The sequence below is a fragment of the Tenacibaculum sp. Ill genome, from assembly GCF_051938915.1.
Taxonomy (GTDB): domain Bacteria; phylum Bacteroidota; class Bacteroidia; order Flavobacteriales; family Flavobacteriaceae; genus Polaribacter; species Polaribacter larymnensis.
Window position 1 is genome coordinate 1,225,789 of the sequence record NZ_JBPSCW010000002.1, and the last position, 20,886, is coordinate 1,246,674.

A 20,886-nucleotide genomic window follows, 5' to 3' on the forward strand; every position below is an offset into this window, starting at 1 on the left:
TGAAAAACTTTTTTCGTTTCATTTTGTATGGAAGTTTTGTTTGACTTTTTAGGTCTAATTAGTTTAGGAAAGACCTTAGTTGTAACTTAATAATATATCACCAAATATGAATGAAGAAAAAAATAAAGCAAGTGCAGTTATCGCAATGGTTAGTGCGTCTGGCGCATCAGTTGGATTCGGTTTAGCGATTGCGGTAGGAATTCCTTTAACAGTTCCTATGGCAATAGGAGCAGGAATTAGTTGTTTAGCTTTTAGTATAATCAAGGTTTGTAGAAAGAATTAAAGTAGTTGAATATTCAACTACTTTAATTCTTTTTATTAGCTCTCTTATAAGTAAAAATAGTGAGTTATAGTGCTTGAAAAATACGTTACTTTTGTTTGTATATTTATAAAACAAATGAAGTCTAGTAAAAGTAATATTAAATCAATAAACAGTATAATTTTTAAGGAGAATAAGTTTTCTGCTGAAGAGGAAGAAGGATGGTGTAGAGTCTATGTTGATTTATTAGAATATAAGAATTCGAAAACAATATGGACGGTGTATTTTAGCCATATATATTGTGATTTGTTATATGAGATTGGTAAGGCTTTAGGTATGTCGCATCTTTTTTCTTTTGTTCCTCATGATTCAGTTATTGATAACATTATATTTTATGGTGAAAAAACAAAAAAAATTAAGAATAAAGAATTGATAATTAGACAAAGCGCATATTTACAGTATATAGTAAGAACTTACGAAAATAATAATGATGAAATTTTTAATCCTAGTTCGATTCATGCGATTTTTGCTTATGATGATATCAAAATTATTGAAATAGTTAGGAATGTTATTGTAGAGTTCTTAATGAAGGGCTCAAGTTCTGGAATTTCAGAAAGAGCAAGGAATTTTATTGAGATTACAGAAGAAGCACTAAAAGTAAAGAAAGAGAATGATTTTTTAATACAAGATAAATCTTCAAGTAAAGAAAAAGTTGAGGTTGTTAAAAATATTCAACCTATTATAGATAAAGATTTATTAACTCGAAATGAAGCAAAAGACTTTCTTAATATATCTTTACCAACATTAAATAATTGGACAAAGAAAGGAATGATTAAATCATACGGAATAGGAGGTAGGGTATACTATAAGAAAAACGAAATATTAGAGTTACTTGAAGAATTGAAGTAGTATTTATTTTATAAAGCTGACTAAATACTGACTAAAAAATAAATAAAAAAACCTCAATTAACTGTTTTTTAGTTAGTTGAGGTTTTTGATTGTGGAGACGCCGAGAATCGAACTCGGGTCCAAACAAGTAGCTCAAAGGCTTTCTACATACTTAGTTTTTGTTTAATTTTCGATTAAGACCTGACCAAAAACTGCCCAATCTTAACTTATCTTCTTTAGTTTCGAAAACCTATCGAAGCCCTAAGTTCTCTATGTTTACTTTTACGATGCCCAAAAATGAAACGCCGTAAACCAAGGCTTTTCGTGGACATTTAGCTTGCGCACCTTGTGCGCCGAGGCAAATCTTACTGTTAATTCAGATTATGCAGCTAAAGCGTAGTTATCTTCGCCGTTTAAATGTTTGAAATAAGTTTAACGAGTTATCATTTCACTCCTCGGTATGCTTACATTTTCACTAATCTCGCTGTCAAAACCAGTCGTCCCCAATATGTCAAAGATGCTATAAATATCTCTGCAAAAAATATACCAGATAATCTTTGTAATTCTATGCAATTTAGTTTGGCAGTACTATAAAGATATACTGCTTAAACAAGAGAATGCAAATATAAAAAAATACTACTTGTACAATCATTTTAAAACGAGTATTTTCGCTGCAATTGTTATAAACTATAACATTATATGTAAAATTGTTTAATTTTAATACAAAATCAATTATGAAATTCGGAATTATAAAAGAGCGTAAAAATCCACCTGATAGAAGAGTTGTATTTTCTCCAGAAAAACTGCAAGAGTTTAAACAACAGTTTCCTCAAGCAGAAATAGTGGTAGAAAGTTCAGATATCCGAGTTTTTTCTGATGAGGCTTACGCAAAAGCAGGTTTTGAAGTAACAAATGATGTTTCTGATTGTGATGTGTTATTAGGAGTAAAAGAAGTACCTGTAGACAATTTAATACCTAATAAGAAATACTTTTTCTTTAGTCATACTATAAAAAAGCAACCATACAATCGTAAGTTGTTAAAAGCTATGTTAGAAAAAAATATTGAAATGTTCGATCATGAAACTATTATAAAAGAAAACGGAGCTCGTTTAATTGGTTTTGGTCGTTATGCAGGTTTAGTAGGTGCATATAATGGTTTTAGAGCTTTGGGCTTACGTGAAAGTTTATTCAATTTACCTAAAGTAGAAACCTTAGCTGATTTAGATGCGGTAAAAGCTGAATTAGATAAAATAAGCTTACCAAACATCAAAATATTACTTACAGGAACGGGAAAAGTAGCTAAAGGGGCTCAAGAAATATTAGACCATCTAAAAATTAAACAAGTAAGTGATGCTTTGTATTTAACAAGTGAGTTTACTGAGCCAGTATATTGTATAGCAGATGTAATGGAATATGCAAAACGTAAAGATGGTAAAGTAGGAGATAAGTTTGAGTTTTATAAAGATCCAACTGGGTACGAAAGTAATTTTATGGCGTATGCTAAACAAACTGATTTCTTTATAGCGGGACATTTTTATGGTGACGGAGCTCCATATTTGTATACACGTGAAGATACTAAACATCCTGAGTTTAGAATAAAGTATGTAGCTGATATTTCATGTGATATTGATGGACCTGTGGCATCAACATTAAGAGCTTCTACAATTGCAGATCCTATTTATGGTTACAACCCAGAAGCGGAATCAGAAATTGACTATAAAGATGAAAAAGCAATCACAGTAATGGCTGTAGATAATTTACCTTGTGAATTACCAAAAGATGCTAGTGAAGGTTTTGGAGAAATGTTTTTAGAGCATGTAATTCCTGCATTTTATAACAATGATAAAGATGGAATTTTAGCTCGATCAAAAATGACAACTAATACTGGTAAATTAACCGAACGTTATGCATATTTGCAGGATTACGTAGACGGAAAAGAATAACACTCATTAACTCCCGCTTCGGCGGGATTTTTTATTTAAATATGATACCAGACAAACAATTTTTAATTGATACTGCAAACATGAGAATGCCTTTTGGTAAATATAAAGGAACGTATTTAATTGAAATTCCTGAATATTATATTGTTTGGTATAAAAATAAAGGTTTTCCTAAAGGTAAGTTAGGTACGATGCTAGAGTTGGTTTATGAATTAAAGTTAAACGGACTAGAAGACATCTTACGAAAGATTAGAAGGTAATTTATGAGTTAAAATTTTTTCTAAAAGTAGAATAGTACCAATTCCCAATGTATAAGCTATTAAATCACCAATACTAAAAGTAGCACCAAATATAATTATAGCCAATCGGTTATTTTCTAAACCGAGAAATTCTAAAAGAGGAGTTAATTGTAAAAATTCTACGATATAAGCAAAAATTAGGACTGAAACTGCTACGGTTTTATTAGAGAGGTTAAAGAAAGTTTTTACTAAATAAAAGAGTAAAATAACTACTAAGAAGTCACCAAAAGTATGTCTTATAAAACCTGAAGTTTGAGCTATTGCAATTTCCAGTAGTAAAAAAAATGCAAAAGCAAGAAAGTTTTTCAAATTAAATTTCATAGTTGTTTATGTAAAAGCAAACTACCATACAATACGATAGTTTGCTTATTAATTAATCGTTTTGCCAATCTATTTTTCTTGAGGCATACATTACTGAGGCTAGAATTATAAATAACCCTACACTACCTACTAATAAAGCATAATTTTCTAGCTGAATAATTACAAAAATAAAGGCGTATAATGTGGTAAGAGAAGCTCCAACAAATAATGGAAATTTAATACTTTTTAAAATGGATTTAGAATACAACGTAATCAATAGCACTACTGCTATAGAAGCAATTAAATATGCCTTTAAGAAGCTACTATGTTCAGAAATTGATATCAGTAATGTATAAAACATAGTTAAGGCAACACCAATCATTAAATATTGAAATGGATGAATGGATATTTTACTCATTGTTTGAATTAAAAAGAAGATTAAAAAGGTAAGTCCAATAACCAAGAATCCATATTTAGCCGATCGTTCACTTTTTTGATATTCGTCTACAGGAATCATAAAGTTTACACCAAAAGCATAGTCTTTTAAGTTTGGAATTCCATTAAAAGATTGTTGAGAAAATGGTCTGTTGATATCTAGTATTTTCCATTTAGCATCAAAACCATTATCAGAGATTTTGTCAGAGTTAAAGGGAAGATATTCACCAATAAAATTAGCAGTTTTCCAGTCAGAGTTTATATGAACAGATGTTTCTTTTCCAATAGGAATAAAACGAATTTGTTTACTTCCATTAATGCTTAGAGATAAACTAAAGTTTGTATCTGATTTTTTAGGAAGGTCTTCTTCATTTAAAAATTTACTTTCTAATTTATGAAGGTTTAAATAGTTGTAGTATGCTTTTTCATTTCTAGCATCATCTTCATATTTAGAAGTAAAAGCATAGGTGTTTTTATGCAATTTTATTTCAACTAAGTTGTTAACTCCTTTTAAATTAGAAGTTTTTATAATTAATCGAGCTTTGTTCCAAAGTATATCTTCTTCATTAATATCTTTTTCACTAAAATCAGGCTTCGTAAAACTTCCATCGATATCTATCTTACTATTATACACCGCTGTTTTATAAATACCACGTTTTTTCTCTTCAGGATTTATAGAAGATTTGATATTTAATTTCTTCGGAAAAAAGTAAGCATACTTTATTTTTTCTTCAATCTCGGTTTGAGTTTCTTTTGTTTTTTGATTTCTAACAAATTTCTCTTTATATGTTTTGTACGGAACTTTTAAAATAGGACCATATAACAATACCTCTTTACCCCATTTTTGATTGATTTCTTGTACAACTTCTTGCTGTCGATTCATTCGCTCAACAATTAAGCTTTTAATAAAGGATAAAGGAATTAAAAGGATGAGAATTAAAAATCCAATCATTAACATCCTAGCTGTGATTGATGTTTTTACCCACTTTCCGAACTTTCCATTTTGTTTGTTTGATGTTTCCATAGTTTATTATTTTAAAAGAACTTTGAAATTCAAAGTTAAATAGTAAAAAAATTAGTGTTATTTATTTTTAATCAGTTTTTCTAAAGCGTCAATATGTTTTTTAAATTCTTGTTTACCAAGCTCTGTAGCGTAGTATCTAGTATTGGGTTTTCTACCAATAAATTGTTTTTCTATCCTAATAAATTCAACTTTTTCTAAGGCTTTGGTATGGCTTGCTAAATTACCATCCGTAGCACCTAATAATTCTTTTAGGGTAGTAAATTCAGCATATTCATTTACCATAAGAACAGACATAATTCCCAGTCTAATTCTATGATCAAAAGCTTTATTTATATTTAGAATAATGTTTTTCAAAAAAGATAAATTTTAAAGTACGAAAATAGTTCTTATTTTCTATCGTGTTTAAAATACATAAGTGTACCGTAAACAATATGCATGATTCCAAACCCTATAACCCAAAACCAAAAGCCATAACCGGGTAACATTGCAGCAATAAGTCCTAAAACAACTTCAGTATAGCCTAAATACTTAATATCTCCTACAGTATATTTAGAAGCATTAATCAATGCTAAACCATAAAAAAGTAACATTAATGCACCTGTTTGTCCATATTTTTGATGTCCTAGTATGATAATGATATAGATTGCACCAGAAACCAGAGGGATAAGGAAATTTAATAGTAACCTTCTAGTGGTGGCATCCCAAATTTTTTCTCCATTCTTTTTAGCTTTTCTTGTGGTTAAAAAGATAGCTGTAGCAATACTTAAAAAGCCAACCAACAATAAATCAAAGATGACTATTTGGAAAATTTTTCCATCTAGCATCAAATAACCATTAGAATTGTTGCTAACCAACCAGTATGCATAAGCTGCACCAATTAGTGCATATATACCTGCTAAAACACCCGATAAACCACTTAATGATATAAATCTAGATGATTTATTCATTAGGTTTTTAATTTCTGATATGTCTTTTAAATAATCTTCTGAACTCATCTTTAAAGAACTTTGAAAAACAAAGTAAAAGTAATTTTATGAAACAGACAAATAAAATTTTAATGTATTTTTGAAAGAATGAAACCAGCTGAAGAATATATACTCAAACAACCAGAACCATTCAAGTCTATTTTACTGCATTTACAGGTATTGATAGAAAGTAATTTTCAGGGTTTAGAACTAAAATACAAATGGAAAATACCAGTATATTATGTTAATGGTAAGCAATTATGTTATATAAATGCATCCCATAAAAAAGGTTTTGTTGACGTTGGATTTTGGGCAAAAGGGATTCTACAAGATTATGATGCTTTTTTAGTTTCGGAAGGAAGAGCAGTGGTAAAATCACTCCGTTATACTTCAGTAGAAGAAATTAAAGAAGAAATACTACTACAAGTTATAGGCGAAGTAGCAAAACACAATCATAAAGGTTTTTGGAGCAAATAATTACTGAATCAAAAACTCAAGCATAACTTTTTTATCTATAATTAAAAGTAGCCGTTTGCTATTTTTAAGAGGAGAGGTTGTAATTGTAGCAACATTATTTTTGATAGATATACTGTGTGGTTTTACTGCATATCGGTATCCACTATATCCAAAGGAAACTGATTGATTAGGACGTAGATTTTTTATTTTTAATTCAATAATAGAATCTTTTTTTAACAACCCTTTAGAAGGTGTTATTAATTCTAAATCTGATTTTAAAAAGGCAGCATCATAAATTGGTTGATTATAAAAATCTTTTTTATCCATTCTACCAACTCTTAATTGCCAAAGTTTCTTTTCAGGGAAATGAGTTTTAAAGTATTTTTCTTTTGGAAAGTTGAAGTAGTAAGCATTAAATGAAGGTTGCCATCTGTTATTATTTACAACACCAGCTGCCCATGTAGCATCAATATAAATCCATTTATCATTCAGCTTAACAGCATTCCAAGCATGATTTGAGTTGGTTTTAGGATTAGCTATATCGTTTGAGGAATTTCTGATATATCCTTTTATAACTTCATTCTCAATCTGAAGTATTGAGCAAATTTTCGCAAAAGTTTGCGCATACCCCTCACAAATTGCTTTTTGAGTTAATAAGGTTTCATTAACAATATTATCTTTTATAGCCTGTAATTTTTCTAATCTTTCTTGCTCATTCCTGTACCTAAAAGAAATTCTTTTTTGCTTTGGATTGTAATACCCGTCTAAATCATATCTAATATTATGAGCTAGCCAATAAAAAGCAGCTTGTACTTGCTGTTCTTCAGTTTTAAAGTCGCTTGCTATCTGTTGAGCTAAATTTTCTACTTTATTAAATTTAGGATAATCATTGACTTTTTTTTCAATTAAAGAAAAGTTTTGCGCGCTAACAAGGTTAGTTATTAGAAAGAATAAAAAAAGAAGTTGTTTCATATATGAGTTTAAAAACAACTTTATAAAACAAAAATTGTGCCTATAAATTATTAATGGTTTTTCTAATTGTTACTAAGTTGGTAAGTAAACCTTCTAAATAATCAAGGTGTAACATGTTGGCTCCATCACTCTTTGCATTGGCAGGATCAAAATGAGTTTCAATAAATAAACCATCAACATTGTTAACCACACCTGCACGAGCAATTGTTTCAATCATATCTGGACGTCCTCCAGTAACACCACTTGATTGATTAGGCTGTTGTAATGAATGTGTAACATCTAACAAAGTAGGAGCATATTGACGCATGGTTGGAATTCCGCGGAAATCAACAATCATATCTTGATATCCAAACATGGTTCCTCTATCAGTTATCCATGCTTTTTGGTTACCAGCATCATGTACTTTTTTTACGGCATGTTGCATAGCTTCAGGACTCATAAATTGTCCTTTTTTTAAATTCACAACTTTACCAGTTTTCGCCGCAGCTACAACTAAATCGGTTTGACGAACTAAGAAAGCAGGTATCTGTAATACATCTACATATTGAGCTGCTTTTTCTGCATCAGAAACTTCATGAATGTCGGTTACGGTAGGAATATTAAAGGTTTCAGAAACTTTACGTAAAATTTTTAATGCTTTTTCGTCACCAATTCCTGTAAAACTATCAATTCTACTACGATTTGCTTTTTTAAAACTTCCTTTAAATACGTAAGGGATTTCTAACTTGTCGGTAATAGAAATTGCTCTTTCAGCAATTCGCATAGCCATATCTTCTCCTTCAATGGCACAAGGACCAGCAAGTAAGAAAAAGTTGTTTGAATCAGTATGTTTTATGTTTGGAATATCAGTTAAAGCCATCCTTAAAAATTTTCAACAAAATTAAGAAATTAAATTGGCTATATTTAGGCTTTTAAATAAATAAAGAATGAAAAAAGTTTTATACCCATTAGCACTTGTAAGTGTATCAGTTTTATTATCGTGTAAGCAGACTAAAAAGACTAGTAACGAAGTTGCTATGAATACTGTAGAGGTAACTCAGAAAAAACAAAGTAAAGAAGAGTTAATTGATTCTATTGTAGTAAGAAAACACTTATATACACTTGCTTCAGATGAGATGGAAGGTAGAAAACCTGGGACTGAGGGGATGGAAAAAGCAACCCAGTATATTGAAAATGAATATAAAAGAATAGGTTTAAAAACTTTTGATACACTAACTACATATCGCCAAAACTTTGAGTATAAAGGAATCAAAATGAGCAATATTATAGGCTTGTTAGAAGGAAAATCTAAAAAAGATGAGTTTGTTATTGTATCTGCACATCACGATCATTTAGGTGTAAAGAAAGATGGAGAGGGTGATAGAATTTTTAATGGAGCAAATGATGATGCTTCAGGAGTAACAGGTGTATTGTCTTTAGCTGAGTATTATGCTAAAAAAGGAAATAATGAGCGTAGTATTTTGTTTGTATGTTTTACTGCTGAAGAAATGGGATTGGTAGGCTCTGAGTACTTTGGAAAAGGAATTGATGCCGATAAGTTTGTAGCTGGAATTAATTTAGAGTTAATAGGAAAACAACCAAAAACAGGACCTAAAACTGCATGGTTAACTGGTTTTGATAAATCGGATTTTGGTAAAATAATTCAGAAGAACTTAGAAGGATCAGGATATAAGCTATTTCCAGATCCATATCCGAAATTTCAATTGTTCTTACGATCAGATAATGCTTCTTTAGCACGTTTAGGTGTGCCGTCTCATACATTTTCAACCACTCCAATTGATATTGATGCTGATTATCATAAAGTAACAGATGAGGCTGAAACGTTAAATATGACTGTTTTAACAGAAACTGTAAAAGCAGTTGCTAGAGGTACTCAAAGCATTATTGAAGGAAAAGATACACCGACTAGAGTAAAGATGGAGTAAACATTTTGAAAACTTAATGTAAAGAAGGAGCTATAGGCTCCTTTTTTTATTGGCCTTTTATATCTTATTTTTAAGATAATGTTAATTATTATAAGTCTTAATTATGTTAAGTGTTAAAATTGTATTAAAATTTTATTATATTCGAAAAAAAATAAATTTAATCTTTAACCCCTTCAAAAAATGAAAAAAAAACTTTTAAGCCTAACGGTTGTTTTAACTATGATCTCATGTTCTAATAATGATGAAACATTAGATATAAAACAAGATCAAGATTTACTTACCAAAAAAGAAATCAATTCAAAAATTAAGACATCTTTAGAAGAAACTGGAGATTTTAAATGGATGTCACAAGATGCTCATATAATATGGAGTGCAGTGAATCATGGAGAAAGTATCTTGACTATAGGCTACGGTACTTCAAAAAATAACTATGCGAAGAATGAAGAAAGTACGAATATTAAAAATGAGTTACTAGCCTTAGTAAGAAGTTTTGAACCTACTTCAGCAAAGGGAGAAACGGAACTATATGTAAACGAAAATATTAATGTATTAGATATTAAAGTAACCAACAAGGAAACAATAAAAGTCTTATTAAAAGACAGCAGAGTTCGTTATATAGAACCAGGAGGATATAGTTTTTTAGAGTCAACAGCTCAAGCTAAATCAGATTCATCAGGTTCTTCAGGATGTGGGTATGGTACAGCAACTTTAAATGCGAGTGATTATCGTACAGTATCACCAGGTGCTAGATTACCATGGTCTTTCGATGCACATAATATTTCACAAGCTTGGAATTACAGTACAGGATCAGGTGTAACTGTAGCGGTGGTTGATTCTGGTTTATCACCAGAGCAAAAATGGATGAACCAGTATTTTAACGATGGATATTCATCAGGAAGAACAGTTCAGAAATATGGAACGTTTGTAGATTCTTGGTGGGCGTGGTCTAATAATTATGATGGCGTAAATGATAAGTGTGGTCATGGAACAAAAATGGCAGCAGTAGCTACAGCTCCTAGAAATAATGATAATTTACCTGTTGGTGTTGCTTATAATGCAAGCTTAGTAACGTATAGAGCTGTTGAAAATGTGGTAATTGACGATTACCATGAAAAAAGAGGTGTTGTTGAAGCATTAACAGCATTAGCAAACAGAAGTGATGTAAAAGTTATTTCTATGTCATTAGGTTCTCCGTTTAGTATTGGGAATGTATCGGATGCAGTAAAGTACGCACATAGCAAAGGAAAGATGATTTTAGCAGCAGGAGGAACTTCTACTTCATTTACTACTTGGTATGGAGTAATTTTTCCAGCAAGTATGTCTGAAACTGTTGCGGTAACAGGTGTTAAAGAAGGACAATATAGCAAGTGTGATGTATGTCATACAGGATCACAAATTGATTTTACTGTACAAATGCAACGAACTAACGGAACAGATAATAAAATACCTGTATTAAGTTATTATGATGGGCAAGCAAATTATGTTGGAGGTTCATCTGTAGCAACAGCTACTACAGCAGGTATTGCTGCATTGGTATGGGCAAAAAATCCTTCTTGGTCAAGAGAACAAGTTTTACAAAAAATGAAAGAGTCTGCTGATTTTTATCCAAACAAGCATTCAGAGTTTGGATATGGAAATATTGATGCTTTAAAAGCGGTTCAATAAAAGTCAACTAACTAACCTTAGAAAAAGTCTCGTTTACGCGAGGCTTTTTGTATTTTTATAAGGTATAGTTTTTGATTAAATACACCGTAAAGAATTTATATATGAAGTATTACAAATATTTTTTTCTGCTAGTTATTATTGGATGCTCCTCTTCTAAAGTAGTATATGACTACGATAGTCAAACAGATTTTAGTCAGTATAAAACCTTTAATTTTTTTGAAGATGCTGGTAAAGGTTTAAATGAGTTGGATATAAAAAGGGTTACTTATGAAATAACGGCTGCTTTAAAAGCTAAAGGAATGCGATTAACTGAAAACCCAGATATGTATATCAATATTTTAGCTGAAGAACGAGAATCAGTTAATAGAAATACGATAGGTGTTGGCTTAGGAAGTGGGGGAAGAAATGTTGGTTTTGGAATTTCAGGAGGTATTCCTATTGAAAGTAGAAAAATAAACCAGCAATTAACCATTGATTTTGTTGAAAGTAAAGACAACCAGTTAATATGGCAAGGAATTGTTACTAGTGAAATAAGAGAAAAAGCAACACCAGAACAAAAGAAATTACATTTTCAAAAAGTAGTTGGTAAAGTAATCAATAATTATCCGCCGAAATAGCCTCCTTTTTTGTTTTAAAATACTGATAACCGTACAATTGACGCACTAAAAGTAAGTCAGTGACTTACCTATTTCTAATTTTTTATGCTTTACTTTGGAGTCAAGTAGCAGTATGTTAGGTTTTTACGCTAAAAATGTTAAAGAAAACTCAGGGATATCCCTGAGAAGAACTTAAAACGACTAGGGAAAACCCTTATTGTGCAAAAAAACATGAACAACTACTTTTAAATAAAAATTGTAATTAATTTAAAATTATATATCATGAAAAAAAGAAAGAAACAAATTGCTAAATTTTTAAAACTAGGCGTTTTCCTTTTTGGGGTTTCGCTATTGTTATGGAATTGTGAAAAGCAAGAAGAAGTTAATCACGGATTAGAAAATGAACATTTTGGAATTCCTCAAAAATACTTTAAAAAGAAAATAACATTAAAGGAAGTTTTATCAAATGAAGAATTATACAATGTACTTGAAAAAAACTTTATAAGGAGTGGTGAGCAAAAAAAGGTAAATGAGTTTATACCTTATAATTATATATTAAAGGTGTATACCTCACAAGGAATTTTATTTTATAATGATACGATAAAAACCTATACTTTTCCTATAATTACTAATTTAGAGAAAGAAGAACATAGTTTTTTTAATTTGTTACTTCAAGAATATAAAGGAAAATTATATGTAGGTGTGATTAAGTATATACCGTCTTCCAATTGGTTATCAAATAAAAATGAGAAGTATGAAGGAAGTTTTGAGTTAATAGATAAAGAAGGGCGTTCCAAAAAGAGTTATGCTTCAAAATCGTCTTGTGAAACTATATTAAAAGCTTTTTATGCACCTTGTGGCTGTGGTGGAAGTGCCAATGGTCATGCTCCTTCAGGAGCATGGTGTTGTAAAGGAAGTCCTTTGTTAGGGTACGATATGGAGTTTAGTTGTAGTGGAGGAGGCAGTAATGGGGAACCTGGAGATTTAGATGGAGTAAGTGGAGGATTAGATTCAGGAGGCTCATCAGGTTCAGCACAAACTGATCCTACGGAAGCTATTTATACAGATACAGCATTAGGAATAAACAAATCTTTAGGAGGTACATTAAGTGATTCAGAATTAGAATGGATAGATACACATCCACTAGAGTCTTTTAAAATAGTAAACTTTATTATAGCAAATGAAGATGAAAATAAACAACTTATCTCAGAAACCAAAACATTTGCTGAACAAGCTATTAAGCTAGACATGATTCTAGACAATAACCTAGAGGTAAAAACTACAGGAAAACACCCTAATGAAATTAGCGATTGCTGTCCTGGGGATTGTTGCCCTAACCCTACTATCTATGATAATGACTTAATCATACAAGAATATGGAATAAAACCCGTGCAAGCAGCTGTAGATGCTACTTTTAATGGTTTAGCTTTTGTTACTGGGGTTGTAGGTAGTAAAGAATGGGTAGGAAAAAGAGCTCGACGCATTATGACTGAAATTGGTATGACAGTACCTAGTGATATTACAAATGAACATTTAGCAGAACTTTATCAGATACGTAAAAAAGATGGTTTAATAATTGTAGAATATAGAGCAGGCTTGCTGAAAAGCATGCTAAATTTTGGTCTTGATACTTTAGATATTCTTTCTTTTTTATCTCCTAGTAAAGGAGGTGGTGCCTTTTTAGCTACTAAAATGGGAGGTAATATTACCACCACCAAACTAACTCAACATTTACGAGATATAAGTGTTACTACAACTAAAGTAGATAATGTTGTAAATAGCTTAAAGAGCTCTGCTAAATTTGACCTAATAGGTACAGGGAAGCATAGTATTGTTAAAGGTCACCACCCTTTAGCTAAAAGTGCTTTTAGAAGTGATAAATTTTATGATATTCAAAAAGCTTTTAGTGTCTCTTCTAGTAAATTACAAGATATTTGGAGAGCTGCAAATCCCAGTGCTGACTTAATAAATATACATAATAAAATTACAGGACAACAAAATAGTTTATATTCAGCCTTTGCAAAAACTGGAGAAGTACTTACTTTAGATAAAATGGCTGAAATTGAAATAAAAGCGATGACTAATGTTGGAGTACCAAAAGATGTAGCTACAGGTTGGGTTATAAAGGCATTAGAAGACTTAAAAGCGCAAGGTGTAAAAGTAATAACTAACATTCCTTGGAATGGAATAAATTAATAAATATGAAAACAAATGAAGAAATATTAGATGATTTTGGAAAAGAAGTAATTAATACAGTTTTTGATTTTAATTATGTAATGCTAAAATCAAATATAAATAATAATCTAAAAAAAGGAACTCTTGATAATAAGAAGATAAGTTTTTTTTCAGAAGAAACTTTAAGGAGTGTATTATTTGATTTCTTAAAAATTTTTGAAGAGAATGAAGAGTTTAAATTGTATTACGAAAAAGATGGGCAAAAAGTTAATTTAGTAGAAATTAGTGAAATGCTGAAAGCAGAACCTATTATAGAAAATGGGTGGATAGAACGTTTTAGTAAGGAGCTTAAAAAAGAAGGATAATTTGTTAAAATATAATAATAGGGATGCTTTAAAATAGTATCCCTGTTTTTACCTTAATTAAATATGAGTGATTTAATTTACTCGATAGCTCCTTTAGAGATAAAAGTAGAGAACATAAGTCAATTTAAGAGTAAAATAGAGGATTTACTACTAAACAGAGGTGTTATATCAAAAGAAGCACGTCCTACTAAAGAAGCTTTAAGCATAGTAAAAAATCAAGATAAACTATTTTTAAGTATTAACCCTAATTATGTAGAGTTTGTTACTAGCAGACAAATTTTATATGATGGAAATGATTTAGAAGCTATTTATTGTCCTAGTTGCGGTTTTAATGTTATTGAAGATAATTATTGGGATGATGCTATAAATAATTGGTTTACTTATAGTGAAAGTTATAACTTAGAATGCTCAAATTGTAAAGTAAAAAATTCTATTACAAAATATAACTTTTTAGACAAATGGTTTTTTAGTGAATGTAGTGTTTCTTTTTGGAATTGGCCAGATTTAAAAGATAGCTTTATACATGAAATAGAAGTTCTTACTGAAACAAAGATAAAAGCACTTCGTAACAAACTTTAAAATAGCTTAAATCTCTTATTAAAATATTATAAAAATTTAAAATCATGAAAAAACCATTAATAATAGGTATTGTAAATTTAGTATTTACGTTACTACTTTTTATGTTGTTAATATCTTTCAGTAAAGAAGAGAGTATTTTTTTATTACTACTGATTTTCTTGCTAATCTTATTAGGAATAATCTTAAGTACTCTAGGTTGGTTAGTAGGTTTTAAATATTTGAAAAGTAAGTTAATTTCGAGAACTGCTTTTTTATTTAGCCTGTTTTTAAATTCTTTTTTTCCTTTGATTATTTTGATTTTACTATTAAGTAATTTGAAAGATATTATAAGATTGTTTTGATAGAAGTACGGTTGAGGAAAACGGAAATCTACAAGTTTAATTTTTGAATTAAAAAGAAAATAAAATGAAAAGAATATTATTTATAACTAGTTTTTTAACCTGTTTTATATGTTCATCATGTAAAACAGATAAGAAAAGTGAAGTAAAAGAAGTAAATAACGGATACTTTTATGATATAATTCTCAATGAAGTTAGAGAAGTTGATACTGACAAGTATTTGATTGAGTATTTAATAAATAGTGATTATGAAAAAGAGAATAGTTTTAAGTTAAAAAACACTAATAGTCATTTAAAATTAGATTCTTGTAAAGTGTATAAATTCTTTTCTAAAGAAATTTCCTCAGAAAATAAAAACATAATAGATCAATCCACAGAAGAAAAAAAGGATAAAGAAAAAATAATATATGAATTTTCATTACCCTGCAAAATTAATGTAAGACAGGTATTGGTCTTTAACAAAATTAAGTTTGTGTCTCCAAGTACTAATAGAGTTAAAGGGGGAGGAGAAAGAGTTTTTCATTTTATTAAAAATAATGATAAATGGGAAATTAGTGAAACCATCCAATTAGAAGATTATTAGTTTAATAGGATGAATAGTGAATTGATATATAGAATCAAAATAGACCTAAATCTAAATAAATTAGTGGTATGAAACTTGAACTTCTTTTGGTTGTATTGTTATTGGCTTCTTTGGGTGTTCGACTTTTAAATTATAAGAATAAAGAAAAGTCGAAGAGAATTCATGATAAAATAGAAAATGAGAGGTTGAATGTTATAGACATGAACCGCATAGATATTTTTGAGAAAAAGAATGTACTTCTTTTTGAGCCGGAAAATGGTGTTGAGTTGATACATTACATATTACAAAATATTAACCACTATAAAGACTTTACTACACTGAAGGCTTGAAGGGATGGGTTAAGAGTCATTAATCAACTTTTTGAATTAGATTTAATTGAAGTGTTTCATTGGGGAAAATATGAGCATGAGTTAAAAGGCAAAGTGTTATCTATTTCTTAAAAGGGAACTTTTGTATACAAATAAAAAAGCCTCTTGGTTTTACCAAAAGGCTTTTCAAATTACACAACAAACACACTAATTTGACTAATCTAAATGTAGACTTTTAGAAATTTTTTGCCAGTCAATGATTTTAAAATTTTGATGTAAACTGTCTTTACCTTGGGTATTAGCACCATCTTGCGCAATAAAGAATCCTTTAGGATATTTTGCGCCAAAATTAACAGAAGTTACATCAATTCCGTCCGTGTCGTAGGTACCGTCAATAGCACCATCTTTTAATGAGAAACTTCCTAGGTATTGATTGCTAACTCTATCGAAAATAGCATAACTGTTATTTCCTTGTGAGGATAAAATAATATATCCTTTTCCGTTTCCAGCATCGTATAAGGTAACGCCTTCAAAATCATCTTTCATATTCAAATCTTTGGTGCTGATAACCTTTACGCGCTTATTTTCAGCATTAGGTTCTGCATCGTATTTCCACAAAGCTTTATCTTCTTCACCAATATATACTTTGGCATGTACATCATCGGCAACAATACCTTCTCCTTGACTTCTTAATGAGAATTCACGAACTAACTTGGCATCAATTTGAGTGTTGTTTTCAAACAATTCCCATTGCTCAACACCACCTTTTTTACCAACCATAAAAACATAAAATTTGTTAGTTTTAGGGCTTTTATACATTCCTAAACCGTATACTTCTTTTAAGTTAGAAGTTATTTTTCGTGCAGCAGCATCTTCTAATTCACCTGTAGGTTTTACAATCAATATAGAAATAGTATTGTGTGTTCTATTACTAGCAGTAACAACCGAAACTTCTTTTCCGTTTAATGAAAATCCGTCACGAATATCAACATTGTTTACACGTCCTATTTTATAAGAATACAAGCGTTTTCCTTCTAAATTATAAACTTCTAAACCTTCTTTTTTGTTTGTACCAATTATGGTTGATTTTGTTACATTAGCAGGGTTTACCCACACACACGGATCATCAGCAGCGTCGTCAAAAGAAGTGACAGGTTCTGTTTCAGCGTCAGCAACTAAAGCTACCACTGGTTTAACTTGTGGGTTTTGATGGACTATTTTTTCAACTTTACAAGCGCTTAAAATAAGGCAAGTAAGTGTTATTTTATATAAATTATTCATTTTTAAAAATTGTATTTTAAACCAGCATTCCAGTTGTAGTTATAAAACTCAGCCTGCATTGTTTGGTGTTTTGTACCTTGGTAAAAACGTAATTCTTGATTAGTTAAGTTTTTTGCTTCAGCAAAGATTTGTAAGTTTTTGGTAATACGGTAAGAAGCATTTAGGTCTACAAACAATTGTTCGTCATAAAATACATCAGTAAAGGTATCGTCTCCGTATTCAAAAATATAATCATCAGCAAAGTTTAGTGAGGCTCTAATAGATAGTTTAGAACTTTCATAGGCTAACGATCCGTTAAACATGTTTTTAACAGCACCAGCTAAAGGTAATCCATCTTCTCTATCAGCAATACCATCTGTTTTAGAATCTGTATAGGTATAGTTACCATACACTGTTAAGTTTCTTAAGAAACCTGGTAAGAAGTTTAATTTACGTTGTAAAGCAACTTCAAAACCATAAATTTCGGCAGTACCTCCGTTGAAAGGCCTTGTTACATCATAAGTTTCTGTAACACCTCCAATGGTAATTGGTTCTTCAGTAACTGAATTGTAAATAAATTGATCTAAATCTTTGTAAAAAACTCCTGCCGATATAATACCTACATTACTAAAGTAGTGTTCAAACATTAAATCAAAGTTCATCGCTTCAGTAGGATCTAAATTAGGGTTTCCATACTCAGCTTCAATATCATCACTATTAATGTTTCTGTAAGGTACTAAATCGTAATAGTTAGGTCTCGCAATTGTATTTGTCCAAGCAGCTCTAACAATGGTGTTTTTATCAATATTGTATTTTGCTTGTAAGTTTGGTAACCAGTTTGTGTAGTTTCGAGTTCCAGATGTTTTAGTTACGTCGCTTAAATCTTCAGCAGTTTCAACATCAATTGCAAAACCATTGTAGTCAGTTGTTGTTTTTTCAACTCTTACACCTGCAATAAAAGAAAAGTTATTATTGATGTTTTGTTGCAACATTCCGTAAAAGGCATAAATATTTTCGTTAGCATTGTAGTTTTCAGGAACAAATTCATCTAGTACAAGTTCACCTCCTGTTAAGTTTAAACTTCCTAAAAATTCTTTTGAAACAAATAGCCCTGATTTATAATCATCGCCTGCTAAATAACCATTAATAGTATAGTCTTTAGTAGTAGTGGTATTCATGGTTGGAAATTGATCTTCTAAATCATATTCATAAAAACTATTGTCTCTTACTTTTTCTTTGTATTTGTGCTTAAATCCAAATTTTAAAGAGTTTTTATAAGCTCCAGTAGCATTGATAGGAGCCAAGACATCAAAATTAGAACTGATTTTACGTTCTTGTGTAAATCCTTGTTGTTGCGTTACTTCTTTATATTCAAAAGTTGAAGGATCGTTAAAATCGTTATTTGTTGGACGTAATACAGGGAAATTTGTTCGCGAGAAGTCTTGCATAACTTCAATATCATCATTCTCAAAACTTATGTAACGTTCATCTGGACGTTCTTCTTTTGCCTTGGCAGTTCCTGTTTTCCAGTTTAGTTTAATATTCCCAAAAATAATATGTTCTCCACCTACAGATATATTGTAAGTACTTTGACGCTCTAAACGCGTGTTGTCGTTTGTATTGTTATTGATACCACCTTTAGTTTGACGACGTACTTCAGCTTTTGATAATCCAGTAGCATCAGGTTCATCTATTTTTCTAAAACGTACTCTATAACGATTTTCATAATCGTTTCTTTGGTTGTACATAGACTTGAAGAAAATTGTATTGTTGTTGTCTGGTGTCCAGTCTAAATTAGCAGAAACGCTCATTCTATTTCTTTTTACGTCGTAGCGTCTAATATCGTGTTCACCAATGTAGGTTTTACTATTTTCTTTTTCCCATTCAAACTCAACATTATCTGAACCATAATCGTTAGAGTTATAAGAAGCATTGATTACATAGCCTAGTTTGTCTTTAAAAGTTCTGTTGGCAACTAATGCAGAAACATTATAGTTAGGAGTATTTCTTACAGGATTTTGTCCGTAAGAACCAGCAACAAAAGCTCTAAAAGTAGTAGGAGCAGAACGTGTAACTAAATTAACAGAGCCACCAATAGCGTCTCCTTCCATATCTGGAGTTACTGCTTTGTTAACTTCAATGGTTTGAATCATGTCAGAAGGAATTAAGTCCATTTGAACTCTACGGTTGTCACCTTCAGCAGACGGAATTCTGTCACCGTTTAAAGTTACCGAGTTTAATTGAGGTGCTAATCCACGAATAACAATATCTCTAGCTTCTCCTTGATCATTTTGCATAGAAATACCAGGAACACGCTTTAAGGCATCACCAATATTTGCGTCTGGAAACTTTCCTACTTGATCTGCAGAAATAATATTAGTTATATTCTCTTTATTTTTTTGTTGGTTAAGGGCTTTGGCTTGTCCTTTACCAATACTTCCTTTAATAATAACTTCATCCAACCTGTCTATTTTAGGTGTTAGAGAAAAGTTTTTAGACCGAATGTTGTTTGTAAGCGTAATGGATTCTGTTAGGGTTTGATAGCCTAGGAAAGATATTTGAACTTCATAATTCCCTATTGGTAAATTTAAAAGTTCGTAGTTTCCATTAAAGTCGGTAGAAAATCCAACTTGTAAAGAAGGAATGCTAATCGTAGCTCCAGGTAAAGGTTGATTTGTTTCGTCTAAAACTCTTCCTTTTAATCCAGATTTACTTTGTGAGTATCCTAAAATACTAACAAAGCATAAAGTAATTAAAATTAATTTTTTCATTTTGAAATCTTTAGTGAATTATCCACGGCGAAATTATTTATGATAACTAGCAACCAGATTTCAAATTTGTTAGTAAAAAATTATTAAAATGTATTTATAAAGTTGATTATACGTTAATTAGTTAAGGTTTTAATGATGTTTTGGTGTTTTTGAATTAAAGTAAAAATTACTTTATAAAAATATTTAACGTTTAAATTATAAGGGCATAAAAAGAAAAACCTCCAAGTTAACTTGGAGGTTTTTTATAAATTTTATTACTGTCTTTTTAGAATTGGTAACGGATACCTAAACCGAAGTCTGAATTAAATCCATCGTAAGCATCATTAAAACCAATTTCTGGTCTAAAGTCTAAAGATAAGATTAAAGGAATATCAAAGTTATACTCGATACCCACAACTCCAGAAGCAAAGATAAATGTCTCAGATCCACCTTCAATAGTAACACCTCCAGATGTTTGGTCATCAATACTCCAGAATCCTAAACCTCCACCAGCACCTGCGTACCAGTTAAAGCGGTTTTCTATTTGCCATACCCATTGATATAAAGCTGTAGCTTTAAACCCATCATAATTATTACCGTTTCTTAAACCTAAGTCAATTTCTAAACGATTGTTATCGCTTAATCTGCGTTGGTAAGAAATTTCACCACCAAAACCATCGTTATCTCCTAAACGAAGACCAATAGCATTGTCAGCAATTTCTTGGGCATTTGCTGTAAAAAACGAAAGGGTTAAAAAACCAATGAATAAAAATAATTTTTTCATAATTTTTAATTTAATGTTAT

General features: G+C 30.5%; 22 protein-coding genes and 1 other RNA gene. 12 read left to right on the forward strand and 11 right to left on the reverse strand.

Features of this window, described 5'->3' with window-relative positions; translation table 11 throughout:
* Positions 1-75: 75 nt before the first annotated feature.
* Complete coding sequence (locus ACTPNM_RS05850) at positions 76-264, reverse strand: hypothetical protein (protein WP_440120983.1); 189 nt, start codon at positions 262-264, stop codon at positions 76-78.
* Positions 265-397: 133 nt separating this feature from the next.
* Between ACTPNM_RS05850 and ACTPNM_RS05855 the strand changes: the two genes are divergently transcribed.
* Positions 398-1,168, forward strand: a complete 771-nt coding sequence (locus ACTPNM_RS05855) for a helix-turn-helix domain-containing protein (protein WP_440120984.1) — start codon at positions 398-400, stop codon at positions 1,166-1,168.
* A gap of 89 nt (positions 1,169-1,257) precedes the next feature.
* Here the strand turns inward: ACTPNM_RS05855 and ssrA are convergent.
* Positions 1,258-1,652: a transfer-messenger RNA gene (gene ssrA / locus ACTPNM_RS05860) on the reverse strand.
* Positions 1,653-1,881: 229 nt separating this feature from the next.
* Here ssrA and ACTPNM_RS05865 point away from each other — a divergent pair.
* Positions 1,882-3,090, forward strand: a complete 1,209-nt coding sequence (locus tag ACTPNM_RS05865) for an NAD(P)-dependent oxidoreductase (RefSeq protein ID WP_440120985.1) — start codon at positions 1,882-1,884, stop codon at positions 3,088-3,090.
* A 41-nt stretch (positions 3,091-3,131) separates the two neighbouring features.
* Positions 3,132-3,347, forward strand: a complete 216-nt coding sequence (locus ACTPNM_RS05870) for a DUF3820 family protein (RefSeq protein WP_099215263.1) — start codon at positions 3,132-3,134, stop codon at positions 3,345-3,347.
* Here the strand turns inward: ACTPNM_RS05870 and ACTPNM_RS05875 are convergent.
* From ACTPNM_RS05875 to ACTPNM_RS05890, 4 genes are read right to left on the reverse strand one after another with little or no spacing between them, the layout of a single operon-like run.
* On the reverse strand, positions 3,327-3,707 hold the full coding sequence (locus ACTPNM_RS05875; protein ID WP_440120986.1) for a DUF2809 domain-containing protein: 381 nt from the start codon (positions 3,705-3,707) through the stop codon (positions 3,327-3,329). The genes ACTPNM_RS05870 and ACTPNM_RS05875 overlap by 21 nt on opposite strands.
* A gap of 52 nt (positions 3,708-3,759) precedes the next feature.
* Positions 3,760-5,145, reverse strand: a complete 1,386-nt coding sequence (gene creD / locus ACTPNM_RS05880; protein WP_440120987.1) for a cell envelope integrity protein CreD — start codon at positions 5,143-5,145, stop codon at positions 3,760-3,762.
* Positions 5,146-5,202: 57 nt separating this feature from the next.
* Positions 5,203-5,499: a winged helix-turn-helix domain-containing protein gene (locus tag ACTPNM_RS05885; protein ID WP_047789877.1), complete on the reverse strand. Its 297-nt coding sequence runs from the start codon at positions 5,497-5,499 to the stop codon at positions 5,203-5,205.
* Positions 5,500-5,531: 32 nt separating this feature from the next.
* A complete protein-coding gene (locus tag ACTPNM_RS05890) occupies positions 5,532-6,140 on the reverse strand; it encodes a hypothetical protein (protein ID WP_274639365.1) in 609 nt (202 codons plus the stop codon).
* Between the two features lie 78 nt (positions 6,141-6,218).
* On the opposite strand from ACTPNM_RS05890, the gene ACTPNM_RS05895 reads away from it, so the two are divergent.
* On the forward strand, positions 6,219-6,587 hold the full coding sequence (locus tag ACTPNM_RS05895) for a DUF1801 domain-containing protein (RefSeq protein ID WP_440120988.1): 369 nt from the start codon (positions 6,219-6,221) through the stop codon (positions 6,585-6,587).
* On the opposite strand, the gene ACTPNM_RS05900 is transcribed toward ACTPNM_RS05895, so the two are convergent.
* Both ACTPNM_RS05900 and kdsA read right to left on the reverse strand, forming a co-directional pair.
* Positions 6,588-7,538, reverse strand: coding sequence for a transglutaminase domain-containing protein (locus tag ACTPNM_RS05900; protein WP_440120989.1), 951 nt, complete (start codon positions 7,536-7,538; stop codon positions 6,588-6,590).
* Positions 7,539-7,578: 40 nt separating this feature from the next.
* A complete protein-coding gene (gene kdsA / locus ACTPNM_RS05905; RefSeq protein ID WP_440120990.1) occupies positions 7,579-8,397 on the reverse strand; it encodes a 3-deoxy-8-phosphooctulonate synthase in 819 nt (272 codons plus the stop codon).
* 67 nt (positions 8,398-8,464) lie between these two features.
* Between kdsA and ACTPNM_RS05910 the strand changes: the two genes are divergently transcribed.
* The 8 genes from ACTPNM_RS05910 to ACTPNM_RS05945 all read left to right on the forward strand — a co-directional run bounded on the left by ACTPNM_RS05910 (position 8,465) and on the right by ACTPNM_RS05945 (position 16,093).
* Positions 8,465-9,463: a M28 family peptidase gene (locus ACTPNM_RS05910; RefSeq protein ID WP_440120991.1), complete on the forward strand. Its 999-nt coding sequence runs from the start codon at positions 8,465-8,467 to the stop codon at positions 9,461-9,463.
* 180 nt (positions 9,464-9,643) lie between these two features.
* Positions 9,644-11,128, forward strand: a complete 1,485-nt coding sequence (locus ACTPNM_RS05915) for a S8 family peptidase (RefSeq protein WP_440120992.1) — start codon at positions 9,644-9,646, stop codon at positions 11,126-11,128.
* A 101-nt stretch (positions 11,129-11,229) separates the two neighbouring features.
* Positions 11,230-11,745 (forward strand): DUF4136 domain-containing protein, encoded by a 516-nt coding sequence (locus tag ACTPNM_RS05920; RefSeq protein WP_440120993.1) that lies wholly within the window; start codon positions 11,230-11,232, stop codon positions 11,743-11,745.
* A 261-nt stretch (positions 11,746-12,006) separates the two neighbouring features.
* Positions 12,007-13,920, forward strand: coding sequence for a hypothetical protein (locus ACTPNM_RS05925; RefSeq protein ID WP_440120994.1), 1,914 nt, complete (start codon positions 12,007-12,009; stop codon positions 13,918-13,920).
* Positions 13,921-13,925: 5 nt separating this feature from the next.
* Positions 13,926-14,264 (forward strand): hypothetical protein, encoded by a 339-nt coding sequence (locus ACTPNM_RS05930; protein WP_440120995.1) that lies wholly within the window; start codon positions 13,926-13,928, stop codon positions 14,262-14,264.
* Between the two features lie 63 nt (positions 14,265-14,327).
* On the forward strand, positions 14,328-14,843 hold the full coding sequence (locus ACTPNM_RS05935) for a hypothetical protein (RefSeq protein WP_440120996.1): 516 nt from the start codon (positions 14,328-14,330) through the stop codon (positions 14,841-14,843).
* Between the two features lie 405 nt (positions 14,844-15,248).
* A complete protein-coding gene (locus ACTPNM_RS05940) occupies positions 15,249-15,764 on the forward strand; it encodes a hypothetical protein (protein ID WP_440120997.1) in 516 nt (171 codons plus the stop codon).
* 68 nt (positions 15,765-15,832) lie between these two features.
* Positions 15,833-16,093 carry a hypothetical protein gene (locus tag ACTPNM_RS05945; RefSeq protein ID WP_440120998.1) on the forward strand — a complete coding sequence of 87 codons (261 nt, stop codon included), beginning with the start codon at positions 15,833-15,835 and terminating at the stop codon, positions 16,091-16,093.
* A gap of 195 nt (positions 16,094-16,288) precedes the next feature.
* On the opposite strand, the gene ACTPNM_RS05950 is transcribed toward ACTPNM_RS05945, so the two are convergent.
* The 3 genes from ACTPNM_RS05950 to ACTPNM_RS05960 all read right to left on the reverse strand — a co-directional run bounded on the left by ACTPNM_RS05950 (position 16,289) and on the right by ACTPNM_RS05960 (position 20,866).
* Positions 16,289-17,353: a phytase gene (locus ACTPNM_RS05950; RefSeq protein WP_440120999.1), complete on the reverse strand. Its 1,065-nt coding sequence runs from the start codon at positions 17,351-17,353 to the stop codon at positions 16,289-16,291.
* A gap of 2 nt (positions 17,354-17,355) precedes the next feature.
* Positions 17,356-20,103 (reverse strand): TonB-dependent receptor, encoded by a 2,748-nt coding sequence (locus ACTPNM_RS05955; RefSeq protein ID WP_440121000.1) that lies wholly within the window; start codon positions 20,101-20,103, stop codon positions 17,356-17,358.
* A 265-nt stretch (positions 20,104-20,368) separates the two neighbouring features.
* Complete coding sequence (locus ACTPNM_RS05960; protein WP_440121001.1) at positions 20,369-20,866, reverse strand: hypothetical protein; 498 nt, start codon at positions 20,864-20,866, stop codon at positions 20,369-20,371.
* Between the last annotated feature and the right edge of the window lie 20 nt (positions 20,867-20,886).

Coding starts and splice junctions, on each gene's coding strand:
- ACTPNM_RS05855 (WP_440120984.1), top strand. CDS start 398: ATGAAGTCTAGTAAAAGTAATATTAAATCAATAAACAGTATAATTTTT.
- ACTPNM_RS05865 (WP_440120985.1), top strand. CDS start 1,882: ATGAAATTCGGAATTATAAAAGAGCGTAAAAATCCACCTGATAGAAGA.
- ACTPNM_RS05870 (WP_099215263.1), top strand. CDS start 3,132: ATGATACCAGACAAACAATTTTTAATTGATACTGCAAACATGAGAATG.
- ACTPNM_RS05875 (WP_440120986.1), bottom strand. CDS start 3,707: ATGAAATTTAATTTGAAAAACTTTCTTGCTTTTGCATTTTTTTTACTA.
- creD (WP_440120987.1), bottom strand. CDS start 5,145: ATGGAAACATCAAACAAACAAAATGGAAAGTTCGGAAAGTGGGTAAAA.
- ACTPNM_RS05890 (WP_274639365.1), bottom strand. CDS start 6,140: ATGAGTTCAGAAGATTATTTAAAAGACATATCAGAAATTAAAAACCTA.
- ACTPNM_RS05895 (WP_440120988.1), top strand. CDS start 6,219: ATGAAACCAGCTGAAGAATATATACTCAAACAACCAGAACCATTCAAG.
- ACTPNM_RS05900 (WP_440120989.1), bottom strand. CDS start 7,538: ATGAAACAACTTCTTTTTTTATTCTTTCTAATAACTAACCTTGTTAGC.
- kdsA (WP_440120990.1), bottom strand. CDS start 8,397: ATGGCTTTAACTGATATTCCAAACATAAAACATACTGATTCAAACAAC.
- ACTPNM_RS05910 (WP_440120991.1), top strand. CDS start 8,465: ATGAAAAAAGTTTTATACCCATTAGCACTTGTAAGTGTATCAGTTTTA.
- ACTPNM_RS05915 (WP_440120992.1), top strand. CDS start 9,644: ATGAAAAAAAAACTTTTAAGCCTAACGGTTGTTTTAACTATGATCTCA.
- ACTPNM_RS05920 (WP_440120993.1), top strand. CDS start 11,230: ATGAAGTATTACAAATATTTTTTTCTGCTAGTTATTATTGGATGCTCC.
- ACTPNM_RS05925 (WP_440120994.1), top strand. CDS start 12,007: ATGAAAAAAAGAAAGAAACAAATTGCTAAATTTTTAAAACTAGGCGTT.
- ACTPNM_RS05930 (WP_440120995.1), top strand. CDS start 13,926: ATGAAAACAAATGAAGAAATATTAGATGATTTTGGAAAAGAAGTAATT.
- ACTPNM_RS05935 (WP_440120996.1), top strand. CDS start 14,328: ATGAGTGATTTAATTTACTCGATAGCTCCTTTAGAGATAAAAGTAGAG.
- ACTPNM_RS05940 (WP_440120997.1), top strand. CDS start 15,249: ATGAAAAGAATATTATTTATAACTAGTTTTTTAACCTGTTTTATATGT.
- ACTPNM_RS05945 (WP_440120998.1), top strand. CDS start 15,833: ATGAAACTTGAACTTCTTTTGGTTGTATTGTTATTGGCTTCTTTGGGT.
- ACTPNM_RS05950 (WP_440120999.1), bottom strand. CDS start 17,353: ATGAATAATTTATATAAAATAACACTTACTTGCCTTATTTTAAGCGCT.
- ACTPNM_RS05955 (WP_440121000.1), bottom strand. CDS start 20,103: ATGAAAAAATTAATTTTAATTACTTTATGCTTTGTTAGTATTTTAGGA.
- ACTPNM_RS05960 (WP_440121001.1), bottom strand. CDS start 20,866: ATGAAAAAATTATTTTTATTCATTGGTTTTTTAACCCTTTCGTTTTTT.